The sequence below is a fragment of the Methylorubrum rhodesianum genome (genome assembly GCF_014199985.1).
Taxonomy (GTDB): domain Bacteria; phylum Pseudomonadota; class Alphaproteobacteria; order Rhizobiales; family Beijerinckiaceae; genus Methylobacterium; species Methylobacterium rhodesianum.
The window spans coordinates 87,496-104,329 of the sequence record NZ_JACHOS010000016.1; the positions used below are offsets into that span (position 1 = coordinate 87,496).

14 protein-coding genes and 1 pseudogene are annotated in these 16,834 nt (G+C 68.1%); 9 read left to right on the forward strand and 6 right to left on the reverse strand.

What is annotated here, in order from left to right; translation table 11 throughout:
* Positions 1-95 precede the first annotated feature (95 nt).
* The gene (locus HNR01_RS21170; protein ID WP_153876343.1) at positions 96-506 is read left to right on the forward strand and encodes a hypothetical protein; all 411 of its coding nucleotides are present in this window, start codon (positions 96-98) and stop codon (positions 504-506) included.
* 382 nt (positions 507-888) lie between these two features.
* On the opposite strand, the gene HNR01_RS21175 is transcribed toward HNR01_RS21170, so the two are convergent.
* From HNR01_RS21175 to HNR01_RS21185, 3 genes are all read right to left on the reverse strand, one after another.
* Positions 889-1,410, reverse strand: a complete 522-nt coding sequence (locus tag HNR01_RS21175) for a GNAT family N-acetyltransferase (RefSeq protein ID WP_183669603.1) — start codon at positions 1,408-1,410, stop codon at positions 889-891.
* A gap of 163 nt (positions 1,411-1,573) precedes the next feature.
* Positions 1,574-1,900, reverse strand: coding sequence for a GCG_CRPN prefix-to-repeats domain-containing protein (locus HNR01_RS21180; RefSeq protein ID WP_183669604.1), 327 nt, complete (start codon positions 1,898-1,900; stop codon positions 1,574-1,576).
* Positions 1,901-2,087: 187 nt separating this feature from the next.
* Positions 2,088-2,918: a DUF4344 domain-containing metallopeptidase gene (locus tag HNR01_RS21185; protein WP_017487042.1), complete on the reverse strand. Its 831-nt coding sequence runs from the start codon at positions 2,916-2,918 to the stop codon at positions 2,088-2,090.
* Positions 2,919-3,641: 723 nt separating this feature from the next.
* Here HNR01_RS21185 and HNR01_RS21190 point away from each other — a divergent pair.
* From HNR01_RS21190 to ppk2, 4 genes are all read left to right on the forward strand, one after another.
* On the forward strand, positions 3,642-4,211 hold the full coding sequence (locus HNR01_RS21190; RefSeq protein WP_183669605.1) for a hypothetical protein: 570 nt from the start codon (positions 3,642-3,644) through the stop codon (positions 4,209-4,211).
* Positions 4,212-4,596: 385 nt separating this feature from the next.
* Entirely contained in the window at positions 4,597-5,715 is a 1,119-nt protein-coding gene (locus HNR01_RS21195) for an efflux RND transporter periplasmic adaptor subunit (protein WP_026105919.1), read from the forward strand.
* A gap of 4 nt (positions 5,716-5,719) precedes the next feature.
* Positions 5,720-8,905 carry an efflux RND transporter permease subunit gene (locus HNR01_RS21200; RefSeq protein WP_183669606.1) on the forward strand — a complete coding sequence of 1,062 codons (3,186 nt, stop codon included), beginning with the start codon at positions 5,720-5,722 and terminating at the stop codon, positions 8,903-8,905.
* 24 nt (positions 8,906-8,929) lie between these two features.
* Complete coding sequence (gene ppk2 / locus HNR01_RS21205) at positions 8,930-9,766, forward strand: polyphosphate kinase 2 (protein WP_017487047.1); 837 nt, start codon at positions 8,930-8,932, stop codon at positions 9,764-9,766.
* Between the two features lie 143 nt (positions 9,767-9,909).
* On the opposite strand, the gene fabI is transcribed toward ppk2, so the two are convergent.
* From fabI to HNR01_RS21220, 3 genes and pseudogenes are all read right to left on the reverse strand, one after another.
* The gene (gene fabI / locus HNR01_RS21210) at positions 9,910-10,692 is read right to left on the reverse strand and encodes an enoyl-ACP reductase FabI (RefSeq protein WP_183669608.1); all 783 of its coding nucleotides are present in this window, start codon (positions 10,690-10,692) and stop codon (positions 9,910-9,912) included.
* 75 nt (positions 10,693-10,767) lie between these two features.
* The gene (locus HNR01_RS21215) at positions 10,768-11,262 is read right to left on the reverse strand and encodes a hypothetical protein (protein WP_017487049.1); all 495 of its coding nucleotides are present in this window, start codon (positions 11,260-11,262) and stop codon (positions 10,768-10,770) included.
* Positions 11,263-11,573: 311 nt separating this feature from the next.
* Positions 11,574-12,536, reverse strand: a pseudogene (locus HNR01_RS21220) (phosphate acetyltransferase); the annotation flags it as partial.
* A gap of 538 nt (positions 12,537-13,074) precedes the next feature.
* Here HNR01_RS21220 and HNR01_RS21225 point away from each other — a divergent pair.
* Genes HNR01_RS21225 through HNR01_RS21240 form a run of 4 tightly spaced genes read left to right on the forward strand, consistent with a single transcriptional unit; the run spans position 13,075 to position 16,807 of the window.
* A complete protein-coding gene (locus tag HNR01_RS21225) occupies positions 13,075-13,563 on the forward strand; it encodes a MarR family winged helix-turn-helix transcriptional regulator (RefSeq protein ID WP_153876347.1) in 489 nt (162 codons plus the stop codon).
* A complete protein-coding gene (locus HNR01_RS21230) occupies positions 13,560-15,608 on the forward strand; it encodes an FUSC family protein (RefSeq protein WP_183669609.1) in 2,049 nt (682 codons plus the stop codon). Before HNR01_RS21225 ends, HNR01_RS21230 begins: the two co-directional genes overlap by 4 nt.
* Positions 15,605-15,814: a DUF1656 domain-containing protein gene (locus HNR01_RS21235; RefSeq protein ID WP_183669610.1), complete on the forward strand. Its 210-nt coding sequence runs from the start codon at positions 15,605-15,607 to the stop codon at positions 15,812-15,814. The genes HNR01_RS21230 and HNR01_RS21235 overlap by 4 nt, the downstream gene beginning before the upstream one ends.
* Before the next feature lie 48 nt (positions 15,815-15,862).
* Positions 15,863-16,807 carry an efflux RND transporter periplasmic adaptor subunit gene (locus HNR01_RS21240; protein WP_183669611.1) on the forward strand — a complete coding sequence of 315 codons (945 nt, stop codon included), beginning with the start codon at positions 15,863-15,865 and terminating at the stop codon, positions 16,805-16,807.
* Positions 16,808-16,834: the final 27 nt, after the last annotated feature.

The window sequence follows — 16,834 nt, forward strand, 5'->3', positions numbered from 1 at the left end:
TTGAAGCCGCGCGGGCTTCGAAGATGATCACAGCTGCGGCATCAACTCTGTTTCGCATCGATGTGATTTTCTTCACCAGAGACGGAGATACTGCCATGAAAGCTGTCCTAATCTCGTCCGCGGCCTTTGTCGCCCTGATCCTGACCAGCGTCGCGGCGGATGCACGTGGCTTCCGTGGCGGCGGCGGAGGGTTCCGCGGCGGTGGCGGCTTCCACGCCGGCGGGTTCCGGGGTGGTGGAGTCCGGGGCGGAGGCTATCGCGGAGGCATGGCCGGCTATCGCGGCGGGTACGGACGCGGGGGCCGATACGGTTACGCAGGCGCCGGCCGCTACGGCTACGCGAGAGTCGGCCGCTACGGTTACGGCTATGGATACCGTCCCGGCTACGGGCTCGCGGCGGCTGGAGTCGGCGCCGCAGCGGCCGCCGGCTATTACGGCTCCACTTATGGAGGATGTGGACCGAACGCCTATTACGACTCCTATGCCGGCGGCTGCCGGCCCTACTGACGAGGAGACATGGCAAGCCCGCGCGCCGCACTCCACGAGCGCGGGCGAAGGCACGGCGACAGGGCCGGGAACGGGCGGACAGCGGACCGTGTCCGGCCCGACACGAATTCTCTGTCGCCCGTAGAAATCCGATCCGCCGCAGACTTCATGGCCGGATCCATCCCGGCGAGACTGTGATCAGCGACCGGCGTGCCCGCATGAACAGAGGCGAACGCCCTCGTCCGCGCAGGTCGCGTATCCGGGGCTGTGATACGCCGGTACGCATGGGGTGGGCGGGTCTGGACCGGGCATCGATGCCTCCACGCCGCGCGAGCTCTGCGTCCTCCAAGGCCATATGCCGGCGCTTCCGACTTGGAGATCCAGCCGGGAGAGTCTCGGTTATTCAAGTCAGTTGAAGAGTCACGTGGATGGCCTCTGCATCACGCTTCTTACGCAGCGGCAATCCGCACCGCTCGAACAGCTTCAACATGGGTGCGTTGTCCGGCAGGACATGCGCGATCAGTTCCGTCAATCCCTTTCCGCGGGCGATGCTGATGAGGTGTCGCGTCAGCAGGCCGCCGATGCCCTGACCTTGGAACGGGTCGATCACGGTGAAGGCCACTTCGGCTTGCCCGGGCTGCGTCACAAGATATCGGGCACCGCCTGCGATGACAGGCTCGCCGTCCTGCTCCGTGACCGCCACTAGGGCCACGTGACTTGTGAAGTCGACGTTGAGGAAGAAGGTGATCTCCTTGTCGGTGAAATGGCGCCTCGGGCCGAAGAAGCGGAGATAGAGCGAGCGCGCGCTGGTATGATCGACGGCCGTCAGCAATCGGTCGCGATCGTCCGGCCGTAGGGCGCGGATTTCCACAGCGCATCCGGCACGCGAGCGCTCGATGACGGAGTATCGCGACAGGTCATCCATGGCAGTCGGGCATGACAGTCGAGCCTGGAAGTCGGGGTTCAGCGGACGTGGTGAGGCCCCGATACAGGCGACGGGCAACGCCGGCTGTCGTGACGGACATAGGTCCGGCGCGCCCCTCTGATCGGCCCCGCGATGCAACCGCTCCCCGTCGCAGAACTATGTCCTAGCGGCGGAAGCGGCCGCCTCCGTGGAAGCCCCGCGCCCCGTGGTAACCGCCGACCCGCCGGCCATACACGGCGCGCCCTCCGTAGACTCGGCCCCCGCGATAGCCGTAGGCGCGGCCGCCGTAGACGCCGTAGGCGCGCCCACCGTAGGCGCCGCCGTACACGTTCGGCCGGCACCCTCCGTATGGCCCGCGGTGGAAACCGACCCCGCAGCCGCCCGCAGCCTGGGCCTGGCCGATGCCGATCCGGCCGGATTCGGGCCAGCTCATTCCGAGCATGGCTGCGAACGTCAGGGCAGCGAGGGCCATCCGTCTTGATGCTCTCATCAGGGGCACTCCACCGGTCACGAGTCACGGCCGGACGATCGACACGCTGACGCTGCGCCGTCGGTGCCGGTCCCGACGCCCCGCGTCGAAGGTCGGGGTTTGGCGATCGGAACGGTAGAACGAGGCTGGCACCGGCGCTTGATCCGATGGGACTGACGGTGTCGCGGCCTCTACGGACGTCGCGCGGTCAGAACGCCCAGCGGAAGCCCCGGCGGGTATGCTCCCGACCCAAGCGATCGCTGCGCAGGTGCCGGCGGAACAATCGATCCATCGCGAACACGACCTGGTCATACTCGGCGGCGCAGGTCTCGGTCCGCTCCTTCGGCAGGTCGCCGCGGTCGGCAAGATAGCCGAAGGTGCGCCTGTCCGAACCGTAGGCAAGGCACAGCAAGTTGTAGAACCGCTGTCGGAACAGCCCGTGATCGTTAGCGAAATCGCTTTTCTCTAACTTCTCTTCCTCGGCGTAGCTCGCGAGGAGGAAGGCGCTGCCGTTGATGATCTGCCGCGCCTGGGCTGGCCTGAGGTTGAGCAGGAGCAGAGCGGCGAATTGGTCGGCGGCGTCCTCCTCCCGGCCCAAGATCGGCACCTCCAACAGGTGGAAGAGAGCGTGACCGATTTCATGCAGGAATACATGCGCGATCGAACCCATGATGGCTTGGTGGCGGGTCACGCCCGCTGAAGAGCTGTCCTTCGGCGCCCGGCTCCGCACGTCTTGAATGAATTCGTAACAGACCGTGACCGAGCGCGTTGCCGGATCGTACCAGGCGTTGCCCTCACGGCCGCATTCGTCGAGGCGAACGGTGAGAGGGCGCGGCAGCCGAACGACGCTCAGGGTCTCGCGCAAGCCTTCCAGCAGCCGTCGCGCGCGCATCTCCTGGAAGATCGTGCGTGCTTCGGCTGACTTCGGAACTGCGTAGGCGACACGGATGCGATCGCCCTCAGCGATTCCGGACGCTGCCGGGTTGGCGCAAAGGAGCGGAGGCAGAGCGAGGATCAAGGAAAGGGCCCGGATCATCATCCGGTCTCCGATGCTCAGGGTGTCGGCTTCGCCCGGATGGCCTCGCGCACAACACGGATGAGGGTTAGTTGTGATCCGCCGGCCGCATCGATCAGATGCCCGCCTGCGTTGAACCAAACGGAGAGGCGGTCGTGGTCCCGGTCGCCTTCCGCCAGGACGATGGAACCTCGCCGAACGACGCCGCTCGGGATGAAGCTGGCAGCCAGAGCGGCTCCTGCCGCGTGACGATACGCCCCCGCAGCGCCGGGTGGACCGCTATCCGTGCGCGTTTCGAGCAATGAATCATCGCAGGATCCTTCAGCCGCCAGCTGATCACGTTCGGATACCGATGCTTGATCGAATGGGGCAGGTGAATCAGACATACCTCGTATGGACGACGGCTCGACTGCTTGATGCAAGCAGAGTGGCCGTTCCGCATGCACGACTTGACCACCCTGACATCTTGAATCATCTCAGGAGAATCATGAGGTAAGACGCTCGGGAAGCGTCCGCGCCGCACGTTCGACGGTGTGGGCGACTCGGTGGCCCGGTTTCGATCTTGCGGGATGATGCCCGGAAGCGGTGGACACGGGTTGCCAGGATGATGCGTGTGACGGCGTTGGGCGAAGGCCGTACGTCCAACACTGCGAATTGCGAATTCCGGCGGCAGGGCGATCAGCGTAGCCAGATGCTGATGAATCCCAATCCTCCTCACTGAATGGGATTTTCCAAGCCGAGGGCCAGATGCGGCGGATCGGACATCGCATTTTCGAAGAGGCCAAGCGGATCATCGGCATCTTCGCCTACCTCTGGGTCATCTTCGGACTCCTGATCCTGCACGAGCACATCGTTCTGTCGCGCCACGGTTTGTCGTACAGTTTCTACGGACTTGCCTTTATCAATGCCTGGATATTGGCGAAGATCATGCTCGTTGCGGAGAGCATGGATGTCCGCCCGCATTTTCGAGGCCGGCCTCTGATGATTCCGATTCTGATCCGGTCGTGCGCCTTCGCTGCTCTTCTCGTTGCGGGCTATGCCGTCGAGGAAATCGTGCTCGGGCTTTGGCGCGGGGAGACCTTCGCCGGCAGCCTACCGGCGATCGGCGGCGGCGGGGTCAGCGGCCTCGCTTCGGCGGGCGTCATCATGGCGGTCGCCTTGATCCCCTACTTCACCTTCAGGGAAGTCGGCAGGGTGTTTGGCCGCGAACGCTTGCGCACCCTCCTTTTGAGGGGTGAGGGGGCGGCCGGCCTGCCTCCGGAGAAGACCGCAGAGAAGCTCCGTGAGGCCGTCGACGGGCCGGGCCGCGAGCCTTGAACGGGCAGGATATGAGAGTCGACGGCTCGTCTCGACGAGCCGCATCGAGGGTCCCCTCTGCTTGAAAGGATCGGCGCAAGGGGCTCCCATTGCGCCTCCCGAACGACCTGTTCGCCTCTGCCGGCAGGCGCCTCGCTTCATGCCTGCCGCTCCTGCCGCCGCGCACCAAGGCCATAAGGCATCCCGATATTTTCGATGAATCGGTCTGCTTATGCATCCTGGGTCTTACGCGTCCTGGCCCACGGCTCTCAGCGCGATCGTCACGCGCCTCGCTCCCGGACCGGCGCTCCGGTGACGTCCCGTTCGATCAAGCGGCCGGCGTGAAAGCTGCAAAAATACAGGCAGTGCCGGATTCATCGGGTCCGGCGCGAGGCAAGGGACGACCATGGCCCGCTTTCTTCTTCTCCTGTGCGTTCTGGGGATTGTCGGCGGGCTCGCTCTTCCTACCACGGCGCAGCCGGATCCCGCCGCTGCGTTGCAGGTCGGAACCGTCGTCGCCCAGCGCCGGCCCATCGATCAGGCACTCGATTTCGTCGGTCGCGTCGAGGCGGTCGGCCGCGTCGAGGTGAGAGCGCGGGTGACCGGCTTCCTCGAAGACGTCCTGTTCAAGGAAGGCGAGCCGGTCAAGGAGGGGGCGAAGCTCTATCGTATCGAGCCGGACCTGTTCGACGCCGCCGTCAAGCAGTCCGAGGGTGCACTGGAGCGCAGCAGGGCCGCGCAGGCGCTGGCAGCGATTCAGCTGCAACGGGCCCAGGAGCTGCTCGATCGCAATTCCGGCACGGTCGTCGCCCGCGATCAGGCCCGCGCCGCCCTCGATCAGGCGAAGGGCGCGGTCACGGGCGACGAGGCCAACCTCCAGACCGCCCGGATCAATCTCGGCTACACCCACATCCTCGCACCCATCGCCGGCAAGATCGGCCGCACGAGCGTGACCAAGGGGAATGTCGTCGGTCCCGACAGCGGGGTCCTGACCTCCATCGTCAGCCAAGACCCGATGTACGTCATCTTCCCCGTGAGCCAGCGCGAGTTTCTGCGCTTCCAAGAGCGCGGCAACCGGCCGGACCCCGGCAAGATCGGGGTGAAGATCCGCTTCCAGGACGGGTCCGATTACGGCCAGGCGGGCCGCCTCGACTTCGTCAACATCAGCGTCGACCGCACGACCGATACGATCCTGGTGCGCGCTGTCATGCCCAATCCCTCGGGCGTACTGCGAGACGGGCAACTGGTCCGTGTCGCCCTGCAGATCCAGGCGCCCGAGCAGAAGGTCGTCATACCGCAGGCGGCGCTGATCGCCGATCAGGGCGGTGTCTACGTCTTCGCCGTCGAAGACGGACGGGCGGTGACGAAGCGGGTCAAGCCCGGCCAGGGCGGCACCGGGCCGAACACCGTCATCGAAGAGGGTCTGTCGGGCGGCGAACTCATCATCGTTGATGGGCTGCAGCGGGTTCGGCCCGGCGTGGCCGTGCGCGCGAGTCCGGTCGGCCCGTCAGCCAGCAGGACGTGAGCCCATGCTCTCCGCCATCTTCGTCGACCGGCCGCGCCTCGCGCTGGTCATCGCGATCGTAACATCGATCGCCGGCGCGCTGGCGCTTCTGACCATTCCGGTCGCGCAGTATCCGGACATCGTGCCCCCGCAGGTCTCGGTGACCACGACCTATCCGGGAGCCGCCGCGGACGTGGTGGAATCGACCGTCGCGCAGCCGATCGAGTCCCAGGTCGTGGGCGTCGACAAGATGATCTACATGAAGAGCGTCAGCGGCAACGACGGCAGCTATACGCTCACAGGGTCGTTCGAACTCGGCACCGATCCCGACATCAATGCGGTCAACGTCAACAACCGGGTCCAGATCGCCCTTGCCAAGCTGCCCGAGGACGTCCGGAAGCAAGGCGTCACCGTCAAGAAGAAGTCTTCGGCCTTGCTCGGCGTCCTCGCCGTCTACTCGCCGAAGGCGACTCAGGACCCGCTCTTCATCTCGAATTACGTCACGATCAACCTGCTCGATCGCATCAAGAGCACGCCCGGCGTCGGCGACGCGACGCTCTGGGGGCCGCAGGACTATGCGATGCGGGCCTGGGTGCGTACGGACCAGCTCACCGGCCTGAACCTGACCACGGGCGACGTCATAGCGGCGATCCAGGCCCAGAATGTCCAGGCGCCGGTCGGGCGGATCGGCGCCCGGCCGATCTCGGACGAGCAGCAACTGCAGCTCAGCATCCAGACGCAGGGGCGCCTCACATCGGCCGACCAGTTCCGGAACATCGTCCTGCGCACCAACCCGGACGGGTCGGTGCTGCGGCTCGGCGACGTCGCCCGGATCGAGCTCGGCGCGGCCAATCTCGACCGCGAGACGCGGTTGAACGGCAGCCCGGCAACCGTGATCGCGATCTACCAATCGCCCGGCGCGAACGCCCTCACGACCCTGAAGGAGGTGGAGCGGCGCGTGGGCGAGTTGGCCAAGACCTTCCCCGAGGGATTGGCCTGGAAGGTCACCTACGATCCGACGACCTTCATCACCGAGACGGTGCACGAGGTGCAGAAGACACTCATCGAGGCCTTCGTGCTCGTCGTGATCGTGGTGTTCCTGTTCCTTGGCAGCGTGCGCGCCACACTGATCCCGATCCTGGCTGTGCCCGTCAGCCTGATCGGCACCTTCATCGTGCTGAAGGCGGTCGGCTATTCGGCAAACTCGGTCTCGCTCCTCGCCCTGGTGCTCGCCATCGGCATCGTCGTCGATGACGCCATCGTGGTGGTCGAGAACGTCGAGCGCGTCATGGAGGAGCACCCGGAGCTGTCGCCGCGCGAGGCGACGAAGCGGGCCATGGCCGAGATCACGGCACCGATCATCGGGATCACGCTGGTCCTCCTCTCCGTTTTCGTCCCCGTGGCCTTCATACCCGGCATTTCGGGCGAGCTCTTCCGGCAATTCGCGGTCGCGGTCTCGGTCTCGATGCTGCTCTCGGCCGTCAACGCGCTCACGCTGTCGCCGGCCTTGTGCGGCGTGCTGCTGCGCCCGCATCACGGCCCGCGCCGGGGCATCATGGGCTTCGTCATGCGGGCGATCGACCGGGTCCGCGACGGCTACGGCGCCGCCGTGGCGCGCATCGTGCGCCTCTCCGTCCTCGGCCTCGTGCTGGTGGGCGCGGCGGCCTATGGCACCGTGCAGCTCGCCAAGATCACCCCGACCGGGTTCCTGCCGGAGGACGACCAGGGCGCCTTCTTCGTCGTGGTGCAGCTCCCCGAAGGCGCCTCGGTCGGTCGGACGTCCGAGCTCGTGAGCCGAGCCGAGGCCATCCTGCGCGAGGAGCAGGCCGTGGCCGACATCACCTCGGTGATCGGGCTCAACTTCATCGACAACTATTCGCAAGGGAACGCCGCCTTCCAAGTCGTCACGCTCAAGTCGTTCGAGGAGCGCAAGGACCCGGCCCAGAGCGCGGGCGCGATCATCGCGCGCCTCGGCCAGCGCTTCCGGGAGATCGAGGGCGGAACGGTGGTGCCGCTGGCGCCGCCGCCCATCATCGGCCTCGGCACCGGCGGCGGTTTCACCTACGTCCTGGAGGATCTGCGCGGCGGCGACCCGAAGGAACTCGCCCAGGTGCTGCGCGGCCTCATCGTGGCGGCCAACGAGGAGCCGCGCCTCAACCGTGTCTTCAGCACCTTCTCGGCGACGAACCCGTCCATCTACCTCGATATCGACCGCAACAAGGTCCAGATCCTCGGCGTGCCCCTGAACAACGTCTTTCAAGCGCTGCAGGCCTCGCTCGGCGGCTACTACGTCAATGACATCAACCTCTTCGGGCGCACCTGGCAGGTGCAGGTCCAGGCCGAGGCGGGGGACCGGGCGAGGATCGACGACATCTACCGCATCAACGTCCGCAACAAGGACGGCCAGATGGTGCCGCTGCGCAGCCTCGCCGAGGTCCGGGTCGTGGTCGGCCCGCCTGCGCTGATCCGCTACAACAACCTGCGCGCCGTCACCGTCCAGGGCTCGCCCGCCCCCGGCGTCTCCTCGGGCCAGGCGCTCGCCGCGATGGAGGCGGTCGCCGCCCGCACGATGCCGGCCGGCTTCGCGGGCGAGTGGACCGATACGGCCTTCCAGGAGAAGCGAGCGGAGGGCAAGACGGCCATCATCCTCGGCTTCGCGATCCTGTTCGCGTTCCTGTTCCTCGTCGGCCTCTACGAGAGCTGGACGATCCCCGTGCCGGTGCTGCTCTCGGTCACGGTCGGCATTATCGGCGCCTACGCGGCGATGGTGTGGGGCGGGCTGACACTCGATCTCTACGCCCAGATCGGCATGGTGGTGCTGATCGGCCTTGCCGCCAAGAACGGCATCCTGATCGTCGAGTTCGCCAAGGAGCAGCGCGAGCAGGGCGTAGGCGTGCGCGAGGCGGCGACCGAGGGCGCCCGGCTGCGCTTCCGGCCCGTCATGATGACCTCCTTCGCCTTCATCCTCGGCCTGCTGCCGCTCGTCATCGCCACCGGCGCCTCGCAGCTCGCACGGCGCGACGTGGGAACTCCCGTCTTCGGCGGCATGATCGCCGCCTCCTTCATCGGCATCTTCGTGATCCCGCCCCTCTACGTGGTCTTCCAGAACCTGCGCGAGCGGGCCTGGGGCCTCGTGGGGAGGAAGGGCGCGAAACGGCCCAGGCCGGCCGGCGAGCCGGCCTCCACTTCGGGACACGTCCCGGCCGAGTGAGGAGCCGGAGACAGGAGCAGGGCGATGCATGAGACCGAGCAGACCATGCTGAACGCACAGCCCGAGGCGGACGAGGACGAGCGGAGCACGAAGCTCAAGCGGAAGGTCTACGAGAGGGAGCTGCGCAAGCTCCAGGTCGAGCTCTGCCACCTGCAGGAGGCGGTGCGGCAATCCGGCGAGCGCGTCATCGTCGTCTTCGAGGGGCGGGACGCGGCGGGAAAGGGCGGTACGATCAAGGCCATCACCGAGCGGGTCAGCCCGCGCGTGTTCCGCGTCGTCGCGCTGCCGGCGCCCTCGGACCGCGAGAAGACGCAGATGTTCCTGCAGCGCTACATCGCGCACTTCCCGGCCGCCGGCGAGATCGTGATCTTCGACCGGAGCTGGTACAACCGTGCCGGCGTCGAACACGTGATGGGGTTCTGCAGCAAGGGGGAGTATCGTCGCTTCCTTGAGCTCTGCCCGCGCATCGAGCGCTTCATCGTCGGCGGCGGCATCCGGCTCATCAAATTCTGGCTGGAGGTCGGCAAATCGGAGCAGAAGCGCCGCTTCGAGGCCCGGATCAAAGATCCTCTCCGGCAATGGAAACTGAGCCCGATGGATCTCGAATCCTACAGTCGCTGGTACGACTTCTCCCGGGCCCGCGACGCCATGCTCGCGGCGACCGACACGGAGGAGGCTCCCTGGTACATCGTCCGCTCGGACGACAAGCGCCGGGCACGGCTCAACTGCATCGCCCAGCTGCTTCACCTGATCCCCTACAAGACGGTGAAGCGCGAGGCCGTGAGCCTGCCGAAGCGCGGCCGGGACGACGCCTACGACGACAGGCTCCGGGACAGGCGTTTCGTGCCGGAGCTGTACTGACGCCGGATCCCGGCGCCCGCCGGACCCCGCGCTGACGATCTCGGGATGAAAGGCCGAGGCTCGCCCCGTGCGCCCCTGGGCGGCCGTTCACGGGGAGATCGGCGATCGCAGCGGCCTCGCGGGTGTCGGGTTGGAGCGCGCGCTTACGCCATGATGCTGAGGCCACCGTCCACGTAGACGGTCATCCCGGTCAGGTGGGCGGCGTAGGGCGTCGTCATGTAGGCGGCCGTGAGACCGACATCGTCGATGTCGACGAGTTCGCCGATGGGGGCCCGCTGCATCGCCTCGGCCAGAAGCAGATCGAAATCCTTCAGACCCGAGGCGGCGCGCGTCTTCAGGGGGCCGGGCGAGACCGCATGGACGCGGATGTCCTGCTGTCCGAGCTCGTAGGCGAGATAGCGGACCGCGCTCTCCAGCGCCGCCTTCACGGGACCCATCAGGTTGTAGTTCGGCACCACCCTGTTGGCGCCATGGTAGCTCATGGTCAGGAGGGTGCCTCCCGTCGGCATCAGGGGCGCGGCGAGCCGAGCGGTGCGGATGAAGGAGTGGCAGGAGACGTCCATCGCCACCTTGAAGCCCTCCGACGAGCTGTCGATGAGCCGGCCTCGCAGATCTTGCCTGGGCCCGAAGGCGATGGAGTGCAGGACGATGTCGAGGCCGCCCCAGGTCTCGGCGATCTGCCGGAAGACGGCTTCGAGATCGCCGTCCCGTTGCAGGTCGCAGGGCATGAACAGGGGCGCCTCGAGCGCCCGCGCCAGCGGCTCGATGAAGGGCCGCGTCTTTCCGTTCAGGTAGGTCAGCGCGACATCTGCCCCGAGCCGGCGGAACGCCCGGGCGCAGCCGTAGGCGATGGAGTTCACGTCGGCGACGCCGAGGACGAGGGCACGCTGGCCTGAGAGCGCGTTGCCGTCGAGGATTGGTCTCATCGGTGAGCCTTCTGCGGCTTGCCGCGACCGGACGCGGTTGCGGGATGTCGGTCGCGGACTCAAACGTCGCGCAGGTCACTCGTGGCGTGTTTCCCAGGTGAGGAAGAGGCCCGCGTCGCCGGGCATGCCGTCCGGCCAATCGACGATCATCGCCTTCAGGCCGTAGCCGGCAGGTTGCAGACGGTCGCGCCAGAACTCGAAGGCTTGTCGCGGTCGACCGGTCAGGGTTTCGGGCCAGTCCTTCTCGAAGTTGTTGATGGCCCGGCCACGATCGCTGCACATCACGTCCGGAAAACGCATCACGAGAAGTTCGTTGTTGCCCTGCTCAGCGGCGATCCGGAGCTTGTGCAGGAGGGTCTGCGTGATTTCGTGCACCTTCTTCGGGGTGAGTTCGACCGTTTCGGACAGCGTCTTGATCAGCTCGGCCCGCGCCTTTTCCTCACGATCACCCGCCTGCAGAGTCTTCTGCCCTCTCAGCTTGGCCGTGTAATCTCCGAGTTCGGCAGCGGACATGAAGGTTTCGTCCCCGAGCTCGTACCCGGCTGTCGGCTTCGTTTTCAGCGTTTCCATCTCGGGCTCCCATTGCTCGTAAGGTCGGTTGAGGCTGGATCCGGCGCGGTCCGTCGCGCACGCTGCGCGCGATCATCGGTTCCTCGTCCGTAGGGATGATCCGGGCGGCAAGGCGGGAGCCGTGCGGCAGCCCTGGGGACCGCTCGACATGTCGGCAGTCCCGTCGAGAGCGGACTTCGCCCAGGACGCGCTGCCCAGGACACGCTGCCCAGGATCCCGGCCCGCGCGGCCCCTCGGTCCCGCCGGTTTCGAAGACCCGGACCTTGAGGCTCGATGAGCCGGCGCTGGGGACGGAGGTCATCGCCTAGACCTAGAACCCGCCGCGCCCGCTCGGCGACGGCGACCAGGGAGGCCACCGCGCAGGAGGCGAGACGGGTCAAACGCGCATCGGCCCGGCTGGTCAGGATGATGGGAACCCGCGCCCCGAGCACGATCCCGGCCGCGTCGGCGCCGGCCAGGAAAGTCAGGCTCTTCGCCAGGATGTTGCCCGCGACGAGGTCGGGAACAACGAGCACGTTGGCTCGTCCTGCCACGGGCGAGTGGATCTTCTTGATCTGTGCCGCACCGAGATTGATGGCGTTGTCGAGGGCGAGGGGCCCGTCGAGCACCGCCCCGGTGATCTGCCCCCGGTCCGCCATCTTGCAGAGGGCGGCAGCGTCGAGCGTCGAGATCAATTTCGGGTTGACGGTCTCCATCGCCGACAGGATTGCGACCCGCACGGTCTCGACCCCGAGCGCGCGCGCGAGATCGATGGCGTTCTGCGTGATGTCGCGCTTCTCGTCGAGCGAGGGCGCGATGTTGACCGCGGCGTCCGTGACGATCAGAGGCGTCGGATGGCTGGGTACGTCCATGACGTAGCAGTGGCTGAGGCGGCGAGCGGTGCGCAGGCCGCCCTCCCGGCGGACCACCGCGGCCATCAACTCGTCGGTGTGGAGGCTGCCCTTCATGAGTGCCTCGGCCTCGCCGGTGCGAGTGAGCGCGACCGCCCTCTCGGCCGCCTCGTGGCTGTGCGCGGCTTCGCAGAGGCGGAACGAGCTGATGTCGGCGCCGAGGGCCGCCGCGGCGGCCTCCACCTTCGCCTGCGCCCCGACCAGAATGGGTTCGATGATCCCGAGTTCCGCCGCTTCGAGCACGGCGACGAGGGCAGCCTCGTCGCAGGGATGAGCGACCGCGACCTTCAGCTTCGGCAGCGCCCGGGCAGTCGCGATCAGGTGGTCGTATTTCTCGTGACTGCGTGGCCCGGGCACGGGGAGCTCCAGTGTCGAGGTCGGCACGATGGTCTCCTCTGGACTTCTACGGATAGGATTCGGGGCTTCGCGACGTCTCCAGACGGACGATCGAAGCCTGTCCGGTCGGGCGCCGCCGTGCCCAACCCGATCGCGTCGCACACGAATTTGCCCGGCCATCTTCGGCGCGTCGACAGGCATGAACTCATACGCTTCTGAGCGATTCTTACTTGATCGGAGGGGACGCGGCCGGTCGATTCATCCGGCGGAGCCCGGCTACACATCTGACTTTGATCATCGCCGCCGCCGAACAGCACTCTCGCGAGCTGGCGGGCACCGTCACGGATCCGACGGCGAGAGCGGTCCCGGCAGGGTCAGTGCGGCTCATCGGCCTGTCCATCCGCCCGAAACCGCTCACTTCCCCGACCATCGGCTGCGGCGGGACCGAGCGGCACGATCGGACGCGAACGGCGCCCTGCGGAAGCCGCGGGACGGACTTGAATGATTATCAGCTAATTGATAGCTTCCTACTCGTACATTTCTGAAGCCTTGGGCACCATGGTCCAGGGACGAGGCGGACGGGTCGATGGCCGACGAGACGTTACGCGGCCTGCGTCTGGCCTACACCCACACGCTTCTGCTGTCCGGGCGTCAGTGGCGCCGCCTCGCCAATGCGGCGACGGAGGCGCATGGCATCTCCGAAGCGAAGGCGCTGCCGCTGGTTCTGATCGGGCGGCTGGGGGGCGAGCCGCGCCAGAACGCCCTGGCGGAGGCGGTGGGCATCGAGGGACCGTCGCTGGTCCGCCTCCTCGACCAGTTGGAGGCGGCCGGTCTCGTCCAGCGCCGGGAGGACCCGAGCGACCGACGCGCGAAGGTTCTGAGCCTGACGCCCGCCGGTGACACCGTCGTCTCCCGGATCGAGGCCGATCTCGACCGGCTCCGTGAGACCGCCTTCGCGGGCGTCAGCGCCGCCGACCTCGAGGCCGGCCTGCGGGTGTTCCGGGCCCTCCAGCGTCATGTCGGTGGCGGCGCGGAAGCCGAGGCGGACGCGGGCAGTCGGGAGCGAGCGGGATGACCGTTCCAGGCTGGCGCGACTGGGCCTTCTCGCTCAAGACCTTCGGGGCCGGCATGCTGGCCCTGTACCTCGCGTTCTGGATCGACCTGCCCAAACCCTACTGGGCGCTGGGCACCGTCTACATCACGAGCCAGGTCCTGGCCGGTGCCACCCGCTCGAAGGCGCTCTACCGGGTGCTCGGCACCCTGCTCGGGGCCGTCGTCTCGGTCGTCCTCGTGCCGAACCTCGCCAGCGCGCCGGAACTGCTGACGGTCGCGATCGCGCTCTGGGTCGCCTTCTGCCTGTACGTCTCGTTGCTCGACCGCACGCCGCGCAGCTACCTGATGATGCTCGGCGGCTACACAGCGGCCCTGATCGGGTTTCCCAGCGTGGCCGAGCCCGGCACGATGTTCGACACCGCGGTGGCCCGCACCGAGGAGATCACCCTCGGGATCCTCTGCGCCAGCCTCGTCAACACGGTCGTGCTGCCGCAATCGGTGGCGCCCATGATCGCGAGCCGGCTCGACCTGTGGCTCAGCGGAGCGCGCGGCTGGGTAATCGAGGTTCTCGGCCGCAATCGCACGGGCGAGGACAGTCAGGCCAAGCGCCTGCGGCTCGCCGCCGAGGCGGTGGCGTTCGATGCCCTGGCGACGCCGCTGCGCTACGACATGACCGGCGCCGAGCGCTCGGCCGACGCCATGGCGACGCTGCGCCAGCACATGCTGATGTTCCTGCCTATCGCCTCGGCGATCGCCGACCGCATCGAGGCGCTGCAGCGGGCAGGCGCGTTGCCGCAGCCCGTGCGCGGCCTCCTCGACGACATGGCGGACTGGCTCGGCACGGGAACGACCGATCCGGCGCAGGCCCGGCGCCTCAAGGCGAGCGCGAGCGCGCTGGAGCCCGAGTTCGGAGAGCGCCCGTCCTGGAACGACCTCGTGCTCGCAAGCCTCCTGGCGCGCCTGCGCGACTTCATCGACCTGCGCCAGGACACCCGCCTGCTGCAGCGCCACGTCGCCGACGGGACGCCCCTGACGGAGACCCTCGCCTTCCGCTACACCGCAGCCGCGCGCACGATCCGTCACCGGGATCACGGCATGGCCTTCCTGTCCGGGCTCGGCGTGTTCCTCTCGATCGTGCTCACCTGCGCGATCTGGATCGCGACCGGCTGGCCCGACGGGGCCGGAGCCCCGATGATGGCGGCGGTCGGATGCAGCTTCTTCGCGGCGCAGGACGACCCGGCGCCGTTCATCGTCAGCTTCGCCAATTCCGCGATTCTCGGGGCGCTCGGAGCGGGGGCCTACCTGTTCGCCGTCCTGCCCCTCGCGACCACCTTCGAGATGCTGGCGCTGGCGCTCGCGCCCGGGCTTCTGCTCTGCGGGGTCTTCATGGCGCAGCCGAAGACGGCTCCCCTGGCGATGGGCGCCGCCGTCAACGGCTCGGCCATGATCGCCCTCCAGGGCAGCTACACCGGGGAGTTCGCGGCCTTCACCAATTCCGCGATCGCCGTCATCCTCGGGATGTGGTCGGCGGCCGTCGTCACGCGGCTCGTCCGCTCGGTCGGCGCCGGCTGGTCGGCCCGTCGCCTGCGCGCGGTCAACCGGCGCAGCCTCGCCGAGGCGGCGGAGCGGCGCGGCGCGCAGAACGGCCTCGAACTGGCGGCCCTTATGCTCGACCGCGTCGGGCTGATCGCGCCGCGCCTCGCCGCCCTGCCGCCGGACGATGCGGAATGGACCGCCGACCTCCTCGCCGAGGTGCGCGTCGGCATCAACGTGGTCGAACTGCGCCGTGACCGGCATCGGCTCTCGGCCTCGGCGCGCGGCGCCGTCGAGGCGCTTCTCGCCGCGCTCGCGCGCCATTTCGGGAGCGGAGCGCCCGGCTCGTCCGGTCGGCCCGATCCCCTCCTCGACATCCTCGACAGGGCGCTCGACGCGGTCTCGGCCGACGCCCGGCAGGCCGCCGGGCGCGCGGCGCTGATGGGTCTCGTCGGCATCCGCCGCGGCCTGTTCCCGGAGGCGCCCCCCTACGGCGCGCGCCGCCCCGCCACCGAACCGGGTCTCGCGGCATGACGGGCGAATTCGATCTCTACGGCGTCTTCGTCCCGAGCCTCGCGGCCTGGATGCTCATCGCCTTCGCCATCAGCGTGCCGCTCCGGCGGGTCTTGGCCGGAATCGGCCTCTACCGTCTCGTCTGGCACCGGCCGCTCTTCGACCTCGCCCTCTACGTGCTCCTGCTCGGCGCGGTCGTCGCGGTGGCAGTACCGCTCACCTCGTGAGCGGGCGAGCCCCGCTCGCCCCGCTTCTCCCCTGTCCGGATCCCTCCCATGCCCCGGTTCCTCGCCCTCGCCTTCCGTCTCCTCGTCACGCTCGGGATGGTGGCGGTCGCCGTGGTCGTGGGGCTGGCGCTGTGGGACTACTACATGGAAGCCCCGTGGACCCGGGACGGGCGCGTGCGCGCCGACGTCGTCGCCGTCGCCCCCGACGTCTCGGGCCTCGTCACCGAAGTCCTGGTCCAGGACAATCAGATCGTGAAGCGCGGCGACGTGCTGTTCCGCATCGATCCCGATCGCTTCGCCCTCGCCCTGCGGCAGGCCGAGGCGATGGTCGCCGGCAAGCAGGCGACGATGGAGCAGGCGGCGGCCGACTACGCCCGCTACGCGAAACTCAGCGACGCCGCCGTGTCGCAGCAGAGGGTCGAGGCGGCCCGGGCGACCGATCTGGAGGCCAAGGCCGCTTACGGGCAGGCGACCGCCGACCGGGATCTGGCCAGGCTCAACCTCGAACGCTCCGCCGTGAAGGCCTCGGTCAACGGCCGCATCACCAACATGGAATTGCGGCCCGGCGCCTACGTCACCACCGGCCGGGGCGTGATGGCGCTCATCGACAGCGACACGCTGCGGGTCGAGGGCTATTTCGAGGAGACCAAGCTGCCGCGCATCCATGTCGGGGACCGGGCCCGCATCCGGCTGATGGGCGAGAGCGCTACGCTGACGGGCCGCGTCGAGAGCTTCGCGGGCGGGATCGAGGACCGCGAGCGCACGGCCGGGTCCAACCTGCTCGCCAGCGTGAACCCGACCTTCGCCTGGGTGCGCCTCGCCCAGCGCATCCCGGTCCGGATCAAGCTCGACAGCGTCGCCGACGAGGTCCGGCTCGTCTCCGGCCGCACGGCGACGGTCGCCGTCGAGCCGGAGGGCGAGGCGCCGGGTTTCGACCTGTTCCGGTTCCGGCGCCGGGAGCCGGCCCCCGCCGCCCAGGACGGGAGGCGCTGAGGATCGGACGCGCCGATCAACCCGCGC